This window comes from Campylobacter jejuni, from assembly GCF_001457695.1.
GTDB classification, from domain to species: Bacteria; Campylobacterota; Campylobacteria; order Campylobacterales; family Campylobacteraceae; genus Campylobacter_D; species Campylobacter_D jejuni.
In genome coordinates this window covers 1,536,725-1,553,025 of sequence record NZ_LN831025.1, presented here as the reverse complement: position 1 = coordinate 1,553,025, position 16,301 = coordinate 1,536,725, and the positions used below count along the sequence as shown (strand labels likewise).

14 protein-coding genes, 1 tRNA gene and 1 pseudogene are annotated in these 16,301 nt (G+C 30.5%); 14 read left to right on the top strand and 2 right to left on the bottom strand.

What is annotated here, in order from left to right; all coding sequences use genetic code 11:
* The first annotated feature begins 47 nt into the window (after window positions 1–47).
* From AT682_RS07875 to AT682_RS07865, 3 genes are read left to right on the top strand one after another with little or no spacing between them, the layout of a single operon-like run.
* Complete coding sequence (locus tag AT682_RS07875) at window positions 48–3,011, top strand: type I restriction endonuclease subunit R (protein ID WP_002883384.1); 2,964 nt, start codon at window positions 48–50, stop codon at window positions 3,009–3,011.
* Window positions 3,004–4,233 (top strand): restriction endonuclease subunit S, encoded by a 1,230-nt coding sequence (locus AT682_RS09435; RefSeq protein WP_016818336.1) that lies wholly within the window; start codon window positions 3,004–3,006, stop codon window positions 4,231–4,233. Before AT682_RS07875 ends, AT682_RS09435 begins: the two co-directional genes overlap by 8 nt.
* The gene (locus AT682_RS07865) at window positions 4,230–5,759 is read left to right on the top strand and encodes a type I restriction-modification system subunit M (RefSeq protein WP_004306557.1); all 1,530 of its coding nucleotides are present in this window, start codon (window positions 4,230–4,232) and stop codon (window positions 5,757–5,759) included. Before AT682_RS09435 ends, AT682_RS07865 begins: the two co-directional genes overlap by 4 nt.
* Before the next feature lie 71 nt (window positions 5,760–5,830).
* On the opposite strand, the gene yedF is transcribed toward AT682_RS07865, so the two are convergent.
* Together yedF and yedE are read right to left on the bottom strand one after the other, a co-directional pair.
* Window positions 5,831–6,058 (bottom strand): sulfurtransferase-like selenium metabolism protein YedF, encoded by a 228-nt coding sequence (gene yedF, locus AT682_RS07860; protein ID WP_002867050.1) that lies wholly within the window; start codon window positions 6,056–6,058, stop codon window positions 5,831–5,833.
* A gap of 3 nt (window positions 6,059–6,061) precedes the next feature.
* Window positions 6,062–7,270, bottom strand: coding sequence for a selenium metabolism membrane protein YedE/FdhT (yedE, locus tag AT682_RS07855; RefSeq protein ID WP_004306552.1), 1,209 nt, complete (start codon window positions 7,268–7,270; stop codon window positions 6,062–6,064).
* 139 nt (window positions 7,271–7,409) lie between these two features.
* Here yedE and AT682_RS07850 point away from each other — a divergent pair.
* The 11 genes and pseudogenes from AT682_RS07850 to ccoO all read left to right on the top strand — a co-directional run bounded on the left by AT682_RS07850 (window position 7,410) and on the right by ccoO (window position 16,301).
* Window positions 7,410–7,507: transfer RNA gene (locus tag AT682_RS07850), tRNA-Sec, on the top strand.
* 27 nt (window positions 7,508–7,534) lie between these two features.
* Window positions 7,535–8,785, top strand: a complete 1,251-nt coding sequence (purA, locus tag AT682_RS07845) for an adenylosuccinate synthase (RefSeq protein ID WP_002855302.1) — start codon at window positions 7,535–7,537, stop codon at window positions 8,783–8,785.
* Window positions 8,782–9,210, top strand: coding sequence for a flagellar export protein FliJ (locus tag AT682_RS07840; protein ID WP_002880459.1), 429 nt, complete (start codon window positions 8,782–8,784; stop codon window positions 9,208–9,210). Before purA ends, AT682_RS07840 begins: the two co-directional genes overlap by 4 nt.
* Window positions 9,203–9,721 (top strand): MotE family protein, encoded by a 519-nt coding sequence (locus AT682_RS07835; RefSeq protein WP_004306549.1) that lies wholly within the window; start codon window positions 9,203–9,205, stop codon window positions 9,719–9,721. Before AT682_RS07840 ends, AT682_RS07835 begins: the two co-directional genes overlap by 8 nt.
* Before the next feature lie 92 nt (window positions 9,722–9,813).
* Window positions 9,814–10,365, top strand: a complete 552-nt coding sequence (locus AT682_RS07830) for a DUF507 family protein (protein ID WP_002851269.1) — start codon at window positions 9,814–9,816, stop codon at window positions 10,363–10,365.
* Window positions 10,365–11,483 carry a glutamine-hydrolyzing carbamoyl-phosphate synthase small subunit gene (gene carA / locus AT682_RS07825; RefSeq protein WP_002920012.1) on the top strand — a complete coding sequence of 373 codons (1,119 nt, stop codon included), beginning with the start codon at window positions 10,365–10,367 and terminating at the stop codon, window positions 11,481–11,483. The genes AT682_RS07830 and carA overlap by 1 nt, the downstream gene beginning before the upstream one ends.
* Entirely contained in the window at window positions 11,480–12,139 is a 660-nt protein-coding gene (locus AT682_RS07820; protein ID WP_004306547.1) for a sulfite exporter TauE/SafE family protein, read from the top strand. Before carA ends, AT682_RS07820 begins: the two co-directional genes overlap by 4 nt.
* Window positions 12,136–13,348 (top strand): annotated as a pseudogene (bumS, locus tag AT682_RS07815) (butyrate sensor histidiine kinase-like phosphatase BumS). The gene AT682_RS07820 and the pseudogene bumS overlap by 4 nt, the downstream one beginning before the upstream one ends.
* Before the next feature lie 2 nt (window positions 13,349–13,350).
* Complete coding sequence (bumR, locus tag AT682_RS07810) at window positions 13,351–14,031, top strand: butyrate response regulator transcription factor BumR (protein ID WP_004306545.1); 681 nt, start codon at window positions 13,351–13,353, stop codon at window positions 14,029–14,031.
* Window positions 14,032–14,156: 125 nt separating this feature from the next.
* Entirely contained in the window at window positions 14,157–15,623 is a 1,467-nt protein-coding gene (ccoN, locus tag AT682_RS07805; protein ID WP_004306543.1) for a cytochrome-c oxidase, cbb3-type subunit I, read from the top strand.
* Window positions 15,624–15,635: 12 nt separating this feature from the next.
* Entirely contained in the window at window positions 15,636–16,301 is a 666-nt protein-coding gene (gene ccoO / locus AT682_RS07800; RefSeq protein WP_002855439.1) for a cytochrome-c oxidase, cbb3-type subunit II, read from the top strand.

The window sequence follows — 16,301 nt, the reverse complement described above, 5'->3', positions numbered from 1 at the left end:
GGGATAATTGTGTATAATTTCCTAAATTATATTTTTAGGTTTTTTTTATGAATAATTTAATGACGCAAAATGACAACACTACTATTATTACAGAATACAAATTCACACCGAAAGAGCCAAAAGCTTATCAAAGCGAAGAGGATTTAGAAAAATTTCTTATTAAAGAACTTACACTTCAAGGCTATGAGCGATTAAATTTAAGCGATATAAACGATCTTGAATCTAATTTTAAATTACAACTTCAAAGGCTTAATAATATCTCTTTTTCACCGACAGAATGGGAAAGTTTTTATAGGCAAAATATCACTAATCTTAAGCTAACTTTTGAAGATAAAACTAAAATGCTTCAAAGTGATGGTTTTACACTTACACTTGAAAAAGAAGATGGAAGCAAGAAAAATATTATTTTGATAGATAGAGTTAATCCTATTAATAATCACCTTCAAGTTATCTCGCAGCTAAAAAATGAAAATGGTGAGTTTAAAAATCGCTATGATGTTAGCATTTTAGTAAATGGACTGCCTTTAGTGCATATTGAGCTAAAAAGGCGTGGGGTGAATCTAAAAGAAGCTTTCAATCAAATCAGGCGTTATCAAAAAGAAAGCTTTTTAGAGGGCAATGCACTTTATGAATTTGTGCAAATTTTTATTATTTCAAATGGCACACTTACTAAATACTATAGCAACACAAACCAGCACAAAGCTAAAAAATCACAAAACGATAATTATGCTTTTTGTATGAGTTTTTCAGATGCTAAAAACAATATTATCGAAGATTTAGAAGACTTTGCAAAAACCTTTTTAGCTAAAAGAAATTTACTTAATATTCTTACAAAATATTGTGTTTTTAATGCAGATAATGAATTGCTTATCATGCGTCCTTATCAAATTGCAGCAAGTGAGAGGATTATAGATAAAATTAAAATCGCCCATAATCACAAACATTATGGTAGTGTAGAAGCAGGGGGCTATATATGGCATAGCACAGGAAGCGGAAAGACTTTAACTTCCTTTAAAACAGCGATTTTAGCCACAAAACTAAACTTTATTCAAAAAGTGCTTTTTGTTGTAGATAGGAAAGATTTAGACTATCAAACGCAAAAAGAATATGATAAATTTGAAAAAGGTGCAGCTAATGCCACTAAAAATACCAATGAGCTAAAGCATCGCATAGAAAGCACAAAAGAAGATGAGAAAATTATCATTACCACAATTCAAAAGCTTTCAAAATTCGTGCAAAAATATGAAAATTCTCGCATTTTTGATTCTGAAATCGTCTTTATTTTTGATGAATGCCATAGAAGTCAATTTGGCTTAATGCACGAACAAATTATCAAAAAATTTAAAAAATACTATATTTTTGGTTTTACTGGCACGCCGATTTTTGAAGAAAATGCTAGCAAAAATTATTTTGTTAATAATGATAAAAATTTAGAGCTTAAAACCACTCAAAGCACTTTTGGTGTTTGTTTGCACTCTTACACGATTTTAAATGCGATAAAAGATAAAAATGTCTTACCTTTTAAAGTAAGTTATCATTCTACAATGAAGCAAATTGAAAGTGATTCAGATAAGAAAATTCTAACCATTGATAGAGAATCAAGCCTTTTAAATGATGAAAGAATAGAAAAAATCACAAGCTATATTTTAGAGAATTTTAACCGCCATACCAAAAGACAAAGTGCCTACACGCTTAAAAATCAAAGAGTGCAAGGTTTTAACGCTATTTTTGCTACCGCTAGTGTGGATTTTGCCAAAAAATATTATGAAGAATTTAGCAGACAATTAAAACAAAACAAACAAGATTTAAAAGTTGGCATTATTTACTCTTATGAACAAAATGAAGATTTAGATGAGTTTGCAAGTGATAGTCAAAGTGCAAAAGAGTTTTTAAGCAATGCGATAAAAGATTATAATAGCCATTTTAAAAGTGATTTTAGCTTAGAAAAATTTGATAATTATTATAAAGATATATCCCAAAAGCTTAAAAACAAAGAGCTAGATTTGCTTATAGTTGTTAATATGTTTTTAACAGGCTTTGATTCTAAAACGATCAATACTCTTTATGTGGATAAAAATCTCAAATACCACGGACTACTCCAGGCTTTTTCACGCACCAATAGAATCTTAAATGAGCAAAAAAATTGCGGCAATGTCGTGTGTTTTAGAGATTTAGAAAATGCCACAAATGAAAGCTTAAAAATGTTTGGTGATGAAAAAGCATCAAGCATTGTTTTGCTAGAAAATTTTGCTTTTTATTTTGAAAAATATAGTGCGTTAGTGGATGAATTAAAACAAAAATTTGAACTTTTAAATTTTCCATTAAAAAGCGAAAAAGAGCAACGAGAATTCATTAAAATTTTCAATGAGATTCTAAAGCTTGAAAATATTTTAAATCTTTTTGATGAATTTAAAAATCCTTTAGATATCAGAGATAAACAAGACTATCAAAGCCATTATTTAGAGCTTTACAACACTCTAAGAAAAGAGAAAGAAAAAGAAAATATCAATGATGATTTAATCTTTGAAATCGAGCTGATTAAACAAAATGAGATCAATGTAGACTTTATATTGTTCTTGCTTGAAGAGTATCACAAAGATTCCAAAGAAAAGACAAAAGAAAATATTTTAAAAACCATTATTTCAAACCCAAGCTTAAGGGATAAAAAAGAGCTAATACAAGAGTTTTTAAACGAGATTGATCATAATAAAAATAGCGATTATAAAAGCCTTTTTGAGAGTTTTATGCAAAGAAAAAAAGAGCAAGAATTACAACAAATCATAAAAGATGAGAATTTAAATGGAAATTTGACAAAAGAATATTTAGATGAAGCCTTTGAGCTAAATTTCTTCCAAGATAAAGGAGAGGGCATAGGAAGACTTTTACCGCTTATTAATCCTTTTGCTCCAAAGAGTGAAGGAAATGACGAAAAACGACAGCAAATCATTGATAAACTTAAAAGTTTTTTTGATAAATTTGTAGTTTTTCTTAAAAAGGAAGAGAATGAATAAAATAGAAAAATTATTAAACGAGCTTTGTCCTAATGGCGTGGAGTTTAAGAATTTATGGGAAATTGGGGAGTTATCAAATACAGGAGTTGATAAAAAAATAAGAGAAAACCAAAAAGAAGTTTTTCTTTTAAATTTTTTAGATGTGATGAATAATCACTATATTAATAAAAATATTCCTTCAATGAAAGTAACTGCCTCAGAAGCTGAAATACAAAAATGTAATATTTTAAAAAATGATTTATTTATTACTCCATCGTCTGAGAATATTAATGAAATTGGTTTTGCTTCTGTTGCAATTGAAGATATGCCTAATGTTTGTTATAGTTATCATATTATGCGTTTTAGGATTTTCAATAGACAAATTAATCCTTATTTTTTGAGATATTGTTTTGATTCTGAGAATCTGCGAAAACAAATTTTAAAAAATGCACAAGGAATTACTAGATTTGGTTTAACTCAACCCAAGTGGAAAAATCTCCAAATCCCAATTCCGCCGCTTGAAATTCAAGAAGAGATAGTTAAGATTCTAGATACTTTTACAGAGCTAGAAGCAGAGCTAGAAGCAGAGCTAGAAGCGCGCCGCCGTCAATATGAGTATTATCGCAACAAGCTTTTATCTTTTGAGTATCTAAAAACTAATGGGGGGGGGTATGAGCTAAAAATGCTAGGTGAAATATGTGAAAGACAAAAAGGTATCAATATCACTGCGGGAGAAATGGAAAAAATCGCAATCCAAAATGGCGATATTAGAATCTTTGCAGGTGGTAAAACTTTTATTGATACCAAGATGGAATTATTGCAAGAGCAAAATATTCTTAAAAAAACTAGCATAATTGTAAAATCTCGCGGTTATGTGGATTTTGAATATTATGCAAAACCTTTTACACATAAAAATGAATTGTGGTCTTACTCTTTAAATCCAGATACAAAAGATATAAATTTAAAATTTATTTTTTACTACCTTAAAAACAAAGTTGAATATTTTCAAAAAATAGCAAGAGCTAATGCGGTTAAAATCCCACAATTAGCAGTAGCTGATACAGATAGATTTCAAATCCCAATCCCACCCCTTGCAACACAAGAAAAAATTGTAAATATTTTAGATCAATTCCACGCACTTACCACGGATTTACAAAGTGGAATCCCCGCAGAGATAGAAGCAAGAAAAAAGCAATATGAATATTATAGAAATCAATTATTAACTTTTAAGGAAGCCATATGAAAAGCGTTGTAGAGAGAGAAGAATTACACAAAACCATTTGGAAGATAGCAAATGATTTGCGTGGAAGTGTCGATGGTTGGGATTTTAAAAGTTATGTTTTGGGATTTTTATTTTATTATTTTATCTGCGAGAATCTAAAAAATTATGTTTTAAAATCTTTTGAGCAAGATTATGAAAATTTAAGCGATGAGATGGCAGAAAATGGTAGAGATACAATCATTAATGCTAAAGGATTTTTTATAAAGCCAAGCCATCTTTTTTCAAATATATTTAAAAATGCAAAATTAGAAAATTTAAATGAAAAACTAAGTGTAGTTTTTAAAGAGATAGAATCTAGTGCTAATGGAAGTGAGAGTGAAAAGAGCTTTAAGGGGCTTTTTGATGATTTAGATTTGTATTCTAATAAACTTGGAGCGGATAATAAAGAGCGTAATAAAAAGATTTTAAAGATTATGGAAACAATAAGTGAGCTTGATTTGCACTATAATGAAAATGAGATCGATGCTTTTGGTGATGCTTATGAGTTTTTAATGACAATGTATGCAAGTAATGCGGGTAAAAGCGGGGGAGAGTTTTTCACTCCACAAGAAGTAAGCAAACTTTTGGTAGAAATTACTTTGTATAATAATGCTAAGCCAAATAAAGTCTACGATCCTGCTTGTGGGAGTGGATCGCTACTTTTGCAATACAAAAAATCACTAAAAAGCGATCCTAAAAAGGGCTATTTTGGGCAAGAGATCAATATCACTACCTACAACCTTGCTAGAATGAATATGTTCTTACATGATGTAAATTACACACGCTTTGATATCGCACACGGCGATACTTTGATAAATCCTAGTGAAAATCATAAAGAGCTAGAGCCTTTTGACGCAATTGTTAGCAATCCGCCTTATAGTACCAAATGGGAGGGCAAAGACAATGCACTTTTAATCAATGATGAGAGATTTAACAAAGCAGGGGTTTTAGCACCCACTTCAAAAGCTGACTTGGCTTTTGTGATGCACTCACTCTCTTGGCTTAGCGAGAAAGGAAGTGCAGCGATTGTCTGCTTTCCTGGGGTAATGTATAGAGGTGGAGCAGAGAGAGATATAAGAAAATATATGATAGAAGAAAACTTTGTAGATTGTGTGATCTCTCTAGCACCAAATCTCTTTTTTGGCACAAGCATTGCGGTGTGTATTTTGGTGCTTAGAAAGAATAAAACTGATAAAAATACACTATTTATCAATGCAAATGAAGAATTTATCAAAGTAACTAATAAAAATATGCTAAGCAAGGAAAACTTAGAAAATATCTTAAAACTTTATAAAGATAGAAAAGAAGTGCCACATTTAACTAAGCTTGTAAGCATTGAAGAGATCGCAAAAAATGATTATAACTTAAGCGTATCAAGCTATGTAGAAGCAAAAGATACAAGAGAGATAATCGACATAAAAGCACTAAATAAAGAAATAGAAGAGATTGTAAAACGCCAAAGTGTTTTAAGAAATAGAATTGATAGCTTGGTGCGTGAGCTTGAATGATTAAGGTTTAGAGTGAGAATAATTTTAGATGAATATTCTCACTATTTTTTAAAGCTTAAAAATTAATATTTTCAAGGCTTTTGGATTAAAAATCTTAGTGTGGGTCCACTTTGGTCGATTTCAAGTACTTTAAAACCACGGTTTTTTGCATCTTGAGGTATGGAATTGATACTTTGTGGACAATCACAAAGTACTTCTAAAATTTCTCCACTTTGAAGCTTAGGTAAGACATCAAGTGTTGCTATAGCAGGATAAGGGCAAGCTTCACCTTGCAAATTTAAACTATAAGTAATTTTCATTGTTTATCCTTTAAGTTGATTTTTAAAGAAGTGTTTTTTATAAAATACCACAAAAGCAAACATTAAGATGAATAAAATAAGGTTGATAAAAAATCCATTTAAATTTCCAAATTCAGTTAAAAGATTGATTTTTACACCTTCTTTAAGAGCCTTTGGTAAAAAGTCATAACTTAAGGCTAAAATCATAGTTCCTATTATATTTGCAATTCCTACTATCATAAAATGACTTTGCCCTTCAAAGGCACGATAAGCCCAACCACACTCACAACCTCCGGCAAAAACTATGCCAAAACCAAACAAAAATGCTCCCACAGCTACAGCAGGAGAAAGTTCTATGAGTTTGCTAGTATGACCTTGCAAGATAAAAGCAAAAGCGATTAAAGAAGCGATAATCATGCCAATTAATGCGCCTTTTATAGCATTATCTCTACCAAATAAAAATAAATCTCTAAAGCAAGAAGTAAAACAAATTTGTCCTCTAGAAATAATAAAGCCAAAAACAAAACCAAAAATCAGTGCTAAAGCTAGAAGACTTTGTTTGTTTTGTGTGCTGATATTGCCATTTGTAAAAACAAGATAAAACACCCAAACTAAAAAGGCCATGAAAAGCAATATGCCTAAGTTAAAATATAGTTTTGTACGCAAACTTTGCTTGTTTAGCGGCAAGTTTTCTTTATTTACCCGTTCTAATTTAGCTTTAGGTTTAAAAAAGGAAGTGTTGCAAATTTTTACTCCTAGATAAATTCCTAAAACCATAAAAACAGTAAAAAGCCAAGTGTGTAAAGAAAAATAAGGTAAACCTGTAAAAAAATTAGCTAAATTGCATCCAAATGCAAGTCTTGCTCCATATCCTGAAAGAATTCCACCTACTATTGCTTGAAAAATTCTTATATTGCTAGCAGGTAGACGAAATTTGACTTTGTTAGCTAAAAGTGCGGCTACTAAACAACCTATAAACATACCTATGAGCATAATACCATCAGTTCTTGTTAAAGGGGTTCCATTTAAATTTTGCTTTTGGTAATAAGAATATCCATCTAAATTCATACCTAAAAGTTCTAAAAATTCACCGCCCCAACGCGTCATTTCTCCAGTAACAGCCCAAACGCCACCAAAAATCCCAAAATACACTGCGCTTAAAATTCCAAGTGCAATCATAGAACGGGAATTGTCCCAAAAATTGATTAAATATTTTTGTTTAAAAAAATTCAAAGAAAGATCCTAAAAATGTAATCATCAAAACTTGATGCTAAAAAAGAGTGAGATTATAGCTTAAATTTAATATGAAGTCAAAAAGAATATTGATAAATTTATTTTGTTTTTCATTAAAAATCGCTATAATTATCACTTTGGAAGATTAGCGTATCTGGTGATCGCCACTGACTTCAAATCAGATGAAAGGATAGTTGACTATTCTTTGGGGAGTTCGATTCTCTCATCTTCTCGCCAATATTAAGTAAAATCAAGGAAATTTTTATGAGCAAAGCAGATATTATTGTCGGCATTCAATGGGGCGATGAAGGAAAAGGTAAGGTGGTTGATAAATTATGTGAAAATTATGATTTTGTTTGCAGAAGTGCAGGTGGACACAATGCAGGACATACGATTTGGGTAAATGGTGTAAGATATGCGCTTCATCTTATGCCAAGTGGAGTTTTGCATCCAAGATGTATTAATATTATCGGAAATGGAGTTGTGGTTTCTCCTGAAGTATTGATCGCTGAAATGGCTCAATTTGAAAATTTAAAAGGTAGATTATATATCAGTGATAGAGCTCATTTAAATTTAAAACATCATTCTTTAATAGACATTGCAAAAGAAAAACTCAAAGGCAAAAATGCCATAGGAACAACAGGTAAGGGTATAGGACCTTCTTATGCAGATAAGATTAATCGTACAGGACATAGAGTTGGTGAGCTTTTAGAACCACAAAGACTTTGTGAGGCTTTGATAAAAGATTTTGAAGCTAATAAAACTTTTTTTGAAATGCTTGAAATTGAAATTCCAAGTGCTGAAGAATTGCTTGCTGATTTAAAACGCTTTAATGAAATTTTAACTCCTTATATTACAGATACTACAAGAATGCTTTGGAAGGCTTTAGATGAAGATAAAAGAGTACTTTTAGAAGGAGCTCAGGGTTCTATGCTTGATATTGATCATGGAACTTATCCTTATGTTACAAGTTCAAGTACTATTTCAGCAGGCGCTTTAACAGGACTTGGGTTAAATCCTAAAGAAGCGGGAAATATTATAGGTATTGTAAAAGCTTATGCAACGCGTGTGGGAAATGGAGCTTTTCCTACTGAGGATAAGGGTGAAGATGGAGAAAAAATTGCACAAATTGGAAAAGAGATTGGCGTAAGCACGGGACGTAAAAGACGCTGTGGATGGTTTGATGCGGTTGCTGTAAGATATACAGCAAGGCTTAATGGTCTTGATGCTTTATCTTTGATGAAGCTTGATGTTTTAGATGGTTTTGAAAAGATAAAAATTTGTCGTGCTTATGAATATAAGGGCATGGAAATCGACTATATACCAAGTGATTTAGAAAATGTTCAACCTATTTATGAAGAAATGGATGGTTGGGATAAAGTTTTTGGTATAAAAGATTATGATTTATTGCCAGAAAATGCTAAAAAATATATAGCAAGACTTGAAGAGCTTGCAGGGGTTAAAGTAAAGTATATTTCCACTAGCCCTGAAAGAGATGATACTATCATCTTATGAAAAGTAAATATAATTCTGTTGTAAAAGTAAGAAAACAACAACTTGATAAAGCAGAATCAAATCTTAATCAAGCCAAACAAAGACAGCTTGAACATGAAAAAGCTTATGAACTTTCACGCCAAGAGTGTGAAAGTTTAGGCGTATTGCCAAAATCAGGATCTATAGCAGAGTTAAGATCAAATTTAAGTATGGCACAAGTAGGACGCGAGGCTTTGGCAAGAGCTAAGGAGAAAGTAGAACTTTCTAAAAAAGAAATGAATCATTATCAGTTTTTATATCAAAAAGCGCATTTAGATTATGAAAAAATGAAGGCTTTGGAAACTGAAGAAATTAAACAAAAACAAAAAGAACTTGCGAAGGCTGAAGAAAAATTTTTAGATGAAATTGCAATCAGTCGTTTTTTCAAAGGGGAAAAAGATGATTAAAAAATTTATATTGTTAGTTTTTATTTCAAGTGTAATTTTTGGAGCTGAACAAGATTGTGACCAGTATTTTGAAGCTAGAAAAGCTCAAATTGAATTGCAAACTAGAGAATTTGATGAAGCAAGACAATCTTTAGAAGCTTATAAAGCCTCTTTTGAAGCTTTGCAAAAAGAAAGGCTTGAAAATTTAGAAAAAAAAGAGGCTGAGGTTAATGCAACTTTGGCAAAAATTGAAGAATTAAAGCTTGAAAACGCAAGGCTTGTAGAAGAACAACAAAAGATTTTAAATTCAATCAATGATAAAACTCAAGGTAGGGTTAAAGAAATTTATTCCCAAATGAAAGATGCAGCCATTGCAGATGTTTTAAGTCAAATGGATGCAGAGGATGCAAGCAAAATAATGCTTTCTTTGGAATCGCGTAAAATTTCAGGTGTTTTATCTAAAATGGATCCAAAAAAAGCTAGCGAGCTTACTTTGCTTTTGAAAAATTTAGATAATAATGCTAGTAATTAGGCGATTAAAAGAATGAAAATTTTTCATTTTTAACATTCTTTTACCAAAAATAAGCTATTATTTCAAACATTATTAAATAAAAGGTTTTCAAGATGCGTATAAAATTACCACATATTCCTTATATCGCAAATAAAATGATGTTAGATATAGCTAATTCTTCTTTTGTAGAAATTAAAGATCAATTAGAAAAGCTTAAGGTATGTATAATAGAAGTTTTAGAGAAAGATATTCTAAATGAAAGAAAATTAGATGAAAGAGTAAAAGAGCTTTTGGAGCAACAAGAAGATGAAATGGAGCTTATGCAAGTAGATCGTAAAAATATGTTTTGGCTTGTGAAGAAAAAGTTAGCTCCTGAATTTAATGTGATTTTAGATTCTGAAGATAGACATAATCATCTAGCGCATCAAATTTTAGAAGAACTTGTAGAGAATGATTATATTAATTTTATAGTGAGTGAAAATAGAGTTAAAAATTTAATCTTTTCAAGCATAGAGTCTTATCTTAAAATTTATGAAAAACTTGAAGATGAGGTTTATGAGAAAATTAGCAATTATAAAACAAAACCTATTCCAGGTAGCGAAGAATACGATCTTATCTTTGAAAAACTCTATCAAGAAGAGCTTAGAAAAAAAGGTATGTTTTAATGAAGGCTTATATTTATTTAGAAAATGATATTTTTTTAAGTGCCAAGGCTTTTGGAAAGAGCGGTACTTTTTTTGGAGAGCTTGTATTTAACACTTCTTTAACAGGGTATCAAGAAATTATTTCAGATCCTTCTTATGCGGGGCAATTTATCGTATTTTCCATGCCAGAAATTGGTATAGTGGGAACCAATGAAAATGATAATGAAAGTAAGGAAATTTTTGCAAGTGGTGTTTTAATGCGTGAATTAAGTTCTAGTTTTTCAAATTTTCGCGCTAAAGAAAGTCTGCAAGATTATCTTGAAAAACATGGAAAAATAGGAATTTATGAACTTGATACGAGATATCTAGTAAAAATGATAAGAAATAATGGCAATTTAAGAGCTGTAATTTCAACTGAAATTTCAAATAAAGAAGATTTAAAAATCGCCTTAGAAAAATCAGCAAAAATTGATGAAGTAAATTTTGTAAAAGAAGTTAGCACTAAGAAAAATTATTCTCATAAACAAGGTGTTTGGAACGCTAGTTTTCAAAAATTTAATGATGCTAAAAGAAGTGAGAAAAAAGTTGCTGTTATAGACTATGGTGTTAAAACAAATATTCTAAATGAACTTGTAGAAGTAGGTTTTGAAGTAGAAGTTTATCCATATAATGTTAAAGCGGATGAATTGATTACTCTGTATAAAAAAGGTGAAATTCAAGGTGTGTTTCTTTCTAATGGTCCAGGTGAGCCAAGGATTTTAAAACAAGAGATTGCAGAGATTAAAAAACTTGCAGAAGCTAAAATTCCCATGCTTGGAATTTGCTTAGGTCACCAGCTTTTAAGTAATGCTTTTGGATATGAAACTTATAAAATGAAATTTGGACAACATGGAGCAAATCATCCTGTGATCAATCTTGATACAAGAACAGTAGAAATTACCGCACAAAATCATAATTATAATGTTCCAGAAGAACTAGCTCAAGTGGCTCATATCACTCATAGAAATTTATTTGGCGACAATGTTGAAGGAGTAAGATATAAAGACTATCCTATTATTTCAGTGCAACATCACCCAGAAAGTTCTTCAGGTCCTCATGAAAGTAAGTATATTTTTAAAGAATTTATGAATTTGATGTGAGTATAGATTTTTTAGCTATTATCAGCGTTGCTTTTTTATCTAGTTTTGGACACTGCTATTCTATGTGTGGTGGTTTTAATTTACTTTTTATAAATTTGAATTCAAAAAGCAATAATTTATTTTTATTAACTTTTATTTATCATTTGTTTAGAATTTTTGCTTATATTGCTTTAGGGATAATTTTTGGAACTTTTGGGAATATCTTGGCAATCAATGCTAAGGTTCAAAGTTTGTCATTTTTTATTCTTGGTATATTTATGATGATTTTGGGTTTTGCTCTTATTTTTAGAGGCAATATGTTATCTTTTATTGAAAATAATGTTTTTTTTGATAGTTTTGTAAAGAAAATTATTAAAAAATCTAAAAATTTTAAAGGATTAAAATCAGCCATATTTTTAGGATTTTCAAATGGTTTTGTTCCTTGTGGATTGGTGTATTTTTTTATAGCCAATGCAATGAGTAAGCAAAATATTTTTGAAGGTATTTTGGTAATGATGATTTTTGGAATATCAACTTTACCAGCGATGTTATTTTTTTCTAAAATTTCACAGTTTTTTAGTGATTTTTTGAAAAATTTATTTAATTATTTATCGTATGGCGTTATTGTTTGTTACGGTATAAATCTTGCCTATATAGGTTTTAAGGCTTTTCAATGAAAGATTTTTTTAAAGATCAGTTTTTTAAAGCTCTTGAAAAAAATATAATTTTTTCAAGAGCTGATGTTCAAGGAAATTTAATTTTTGTCAGTGATAAGCTTTGTCAAATAAGTGGATATAGTAAAAAAGAGCTTATAGGAAAAAAACATTCAATATTTAAACATCCAGATGTTGAGGAATGTTATATTGAGGAACTTTTAAAAAAACTTTCATATAAAAAACCTTATCAAGTTATTTTTAAAAATATTGATAAATTAGGCAAAACTTTCTATCTTAAAACTTTATTAATCCCCATATTGGATAAAAATAATGAATTAATAGAAATAGTAGCATTCTCTCATGATGTTAGTAATTCTTTTAAGCTTAATGAAGAGCTTGCTCTAAATCACGCTAAATTAAGAGAATTAAGTATTAATCTTGAAAATACAGTTAAAAATCACCAACAAGAATTTATACAGTTAGGTAAAAAATTTGAGAAAAAAATGCAAATTGCCTTGGAAAAAAATGAAAAAGATATTAAAATAGTCTATGAAGAGATTTTGAAATCTTCATTAGAGCAAATGATTAGTGATATAGCTCATCAATGGAGGCAACCGTTAAATGAGCTTGGTATTGCTATGTTTCAAATGAAACAAAATCTTAAAGATGAAAAAGGATTTGCTGAGATTTATTCACAATCAAAAGATATGATTAAAAATATGTCAGAAACAATTGATGTGTTTAGAACTTTGTTTAATAAGGGGGTAGAACAGTGTGTATTTATAAAAGAGACTTTAAATAAAGCCTTAGAAATTGCTTTTGAAACTATAGAAAAAAAATCATGTAAATATCAATATTGTTTCGAAAAGTGATTATGAAGTTTTGGCATATGAGAATGGTTTAATAAGAGTTTTTCTTAACTTGATTTTAAATTCAATAGAAGCATTTAAAAACAAAAAAAGAAAAATCATAACAATAGCTTTTTCAAAATTTGGAAAAAATTATCTGAAAATTACAATAAAAGATAATGCTGGTGGGATTGATAAAGAAAACTTAGATGAAATTTTTCAACCTTATTTTACAACAAAACATCCTAGTCAGGGTATAGGAGTAGGACTTTATATAAGTAGACAAATTATCGAAAGTTTCCAAGGAAAAATAAAAGTTAAGAATGAAAAAGATGGGGCTTGTTTTGAAGTATTTTTAAAGCTAAAAGAGAGGGTAGAGTAAAAATGTCACAAGAATGTAAAGAATTGATAATATTAGTAGTTGAAGATGAAATTAAGACTAGAGAATCATTGATTAATGTATTAAGCGAACGCTTTAGTAAAGTAATCGGAGCTCAAAATGGAGATGAAGGGCTTAAAAAATTTAAAAAATTTAAACCGGATTTAGTTATCACAGATATTGCTATGCCTATTATGGATGGACTGGATATGGCAAGAGAGATTAAAGAAATTTCAGATGATGTCCCAATTGTTGTTCTTAGTACGTATTCAGAGAAAGAGAGACTTTTGCGTTCCATTGATATCGGTATAGATAAATATTTAATTAAACCTGTTGATATAGAAGAATTATTCAAAGTCTTAGATTGTTTAGTAGGTGAAACAATTGAAGCAAACATGCTTGTAAAAATTTCCGAAGAATATCAATTTAACAAAACTAAACGAACTTTGATTCATAATGGTAAAGAGATTGTTTTAACTAAAAAAGAATTGGCTTTTATTTCTTTGCTTTTAAAACAACCTGGGGTTTTGGTTTTGCATGAAGATATTAAGAAAAATGTTTGGATAGGTGAGCATGTGAGCGATACTGCTGTTCGAACATTTATAAAAAGAGTAAGAGATAAAGTGGGTGAAGATTTTATAAAAAATGTGCCAAGTTTAGGTTATAAGATAAATATCAATAAATAAGACTGATTTAGCCTTAAAATATAAAGCATAACAAATGATTAACAAAATTATCATTTTTAAGAAAAAATGTATAATTAATATTCTATAATATTCTCTTGTTATCAAAAATTTTAAGGAGAAAGTCGATGCATCCAGGTAATGTATTAAATTACGACTATACGGTTGCAAGATATTTTATGTTTGCGACCATATTGTTCGGCATTGTTGGTATGGCTATAGGAACTCTTATAGCTTTTCAAATGGCATATCCTAATTTAAATTATTTAGCAGGAGAATATGCCACTTTTTCAAGACTTAGACCACTTCATACTTCAGGTGTGATTTTTGGTTTTATGCTTTCAGGGATTTGGGCAACTTGGTATTATATAGGTCAGCGTGTTCTTAAAGTGAGTATGGCTGAGTCAAGATTTTTAATGGCTGTTGGTAAGCTTCATTTTTGGCTTTATATGCTTACTATGGTTTTAGCTGTTATATCTTTGTTTATGGGTGTGACTACATCTAAAGAATATGCAGAGCTTGAGTGGCCTTTAGATATTCTTGTTGTTCTTGTTTGGGTTTTATGGGGTGTAAGTATTTTTGGACTTATTGGAATTCGCCGTGAAAAAACCCTTTATATTTCTCTATGGTATTATATAGCTACATTTTTAGGTATAGCTATGCTTTATCTTTTTAACAACATGGAAGTACCAACTTATTTTGTTACTGGAATGGGTAAATGGTGGCATAGTGTATCAATGTATGCAGGAACAAATGATGCTTTAGTACAATGGTGGTATGGACATAATGCTGTGGCATTTGTATTTACTGTGGGTATTATTGCTCAAATTTATTACTTCTTGCCAAAAGAAAGTGGTCAGCCGATTTTCTCTTATAAACTCTCTTTATTTGCATTTTGGGGCTTAATGTTTGTTTATCTTTGGGCAGGTGGTCACCATTTGATTTATTCAACTGTACCTGATTGGATGCAAACTATGGGTTCGGTTTTCTCTATAGTATTGATTTTACCTTCTTGGGGTTCAGCGATTAATATCTTACTTACTATGAAAGGTGAGTGGAGCCAGCTTCGCGAGAGTCCGTTGATTAAATTTATGATTTTGGCATCAACTTTCTATATGTTCTCAACACTTGAAGGGCCAATTCTTTCAATTAAGTCTGTTAATGCTTTAGCACACTTTACAGATTGGATTCCAGGACATGTTCATGATGGAACATTAGGTTGGGTAGGATTTATGACTATGGCTGCGCTTTATCATATGACTCCTAGAGTTTTCAAAAGAGAGCTTTATAGCAAATCTTTAATGGAAGCTCAATTTTGGATCCAAACCACAGGTATAGTTCTTTATTTTGCTTCAATGTGGATTGCGGGTATCACTCAAGGTATGATGTGGAGAGCGACAGATGAGTATGGTAACTTGCTTTATAGCTTTATTGATACTGTTGTGGCTATTGTTCCTTATTATTGGATTAGAGCGATTGGTGGATTGTTGTATCTTATCGGTTTCTTTATGTTTACTTATAATATTTACAAAACAATTGCTTGTGGAAGAGTGCTTGATAAAGAACCAAAAAGCGCTTCACCTATGGCAGCATAAAAAGGAGAAAATATGTTTAGTTGGTTAGAAAAAAATCCATTCTTTTTTGCTGTAGCTGTTTTTGTAGTGATTGCTTATGCAGGCATAGTTGAAGTTTTACCAAATTTTGCAGAAAATGCAAGACCAATTGAAGGTAAAAAACCTTATACGGTTTTACAACTTGCAGGGCGTGCAGTATATATTAAAGATAGTTGCAATGCTTGTCATTCACAGCTTATTCGTCCATTTAAATCAGAAACAGATCGTTATGGTATGTATTCTGTAAGTGGTGAATTTGCTTATGATAGACCTTTTCTTTGGGGTTCAAAAAGAACAGGACCTGATCTTGCTCGTGTAGGAAATTATAGAACGGCTGATTGGCATGAAAATCATATGTGGGATCCTACTTCTGTTGTTCCAGATTCTATTATGCCTTCATATAAGCATATGTTTAAAAATAATGCAGATATTGAAACTGCTTATGCTGAGGCTTTAACTGTGAAAAAAGTTTTCAATGTTCCTTATGATACAGAAAATGGAACAAAACTTGGTTCTTGGGAGGATGCACAAGCTGAAGTAAAAGCTGAAGCTCAGGCTATAGTTGATCAAATGAAAAATCAAGAAGTAAAAGATGCTTTTGCTAAAGGTGAAATCAAAGAAATAGTTGCTTTGATCGCTTATTTAAATAGCTTAAAGTAA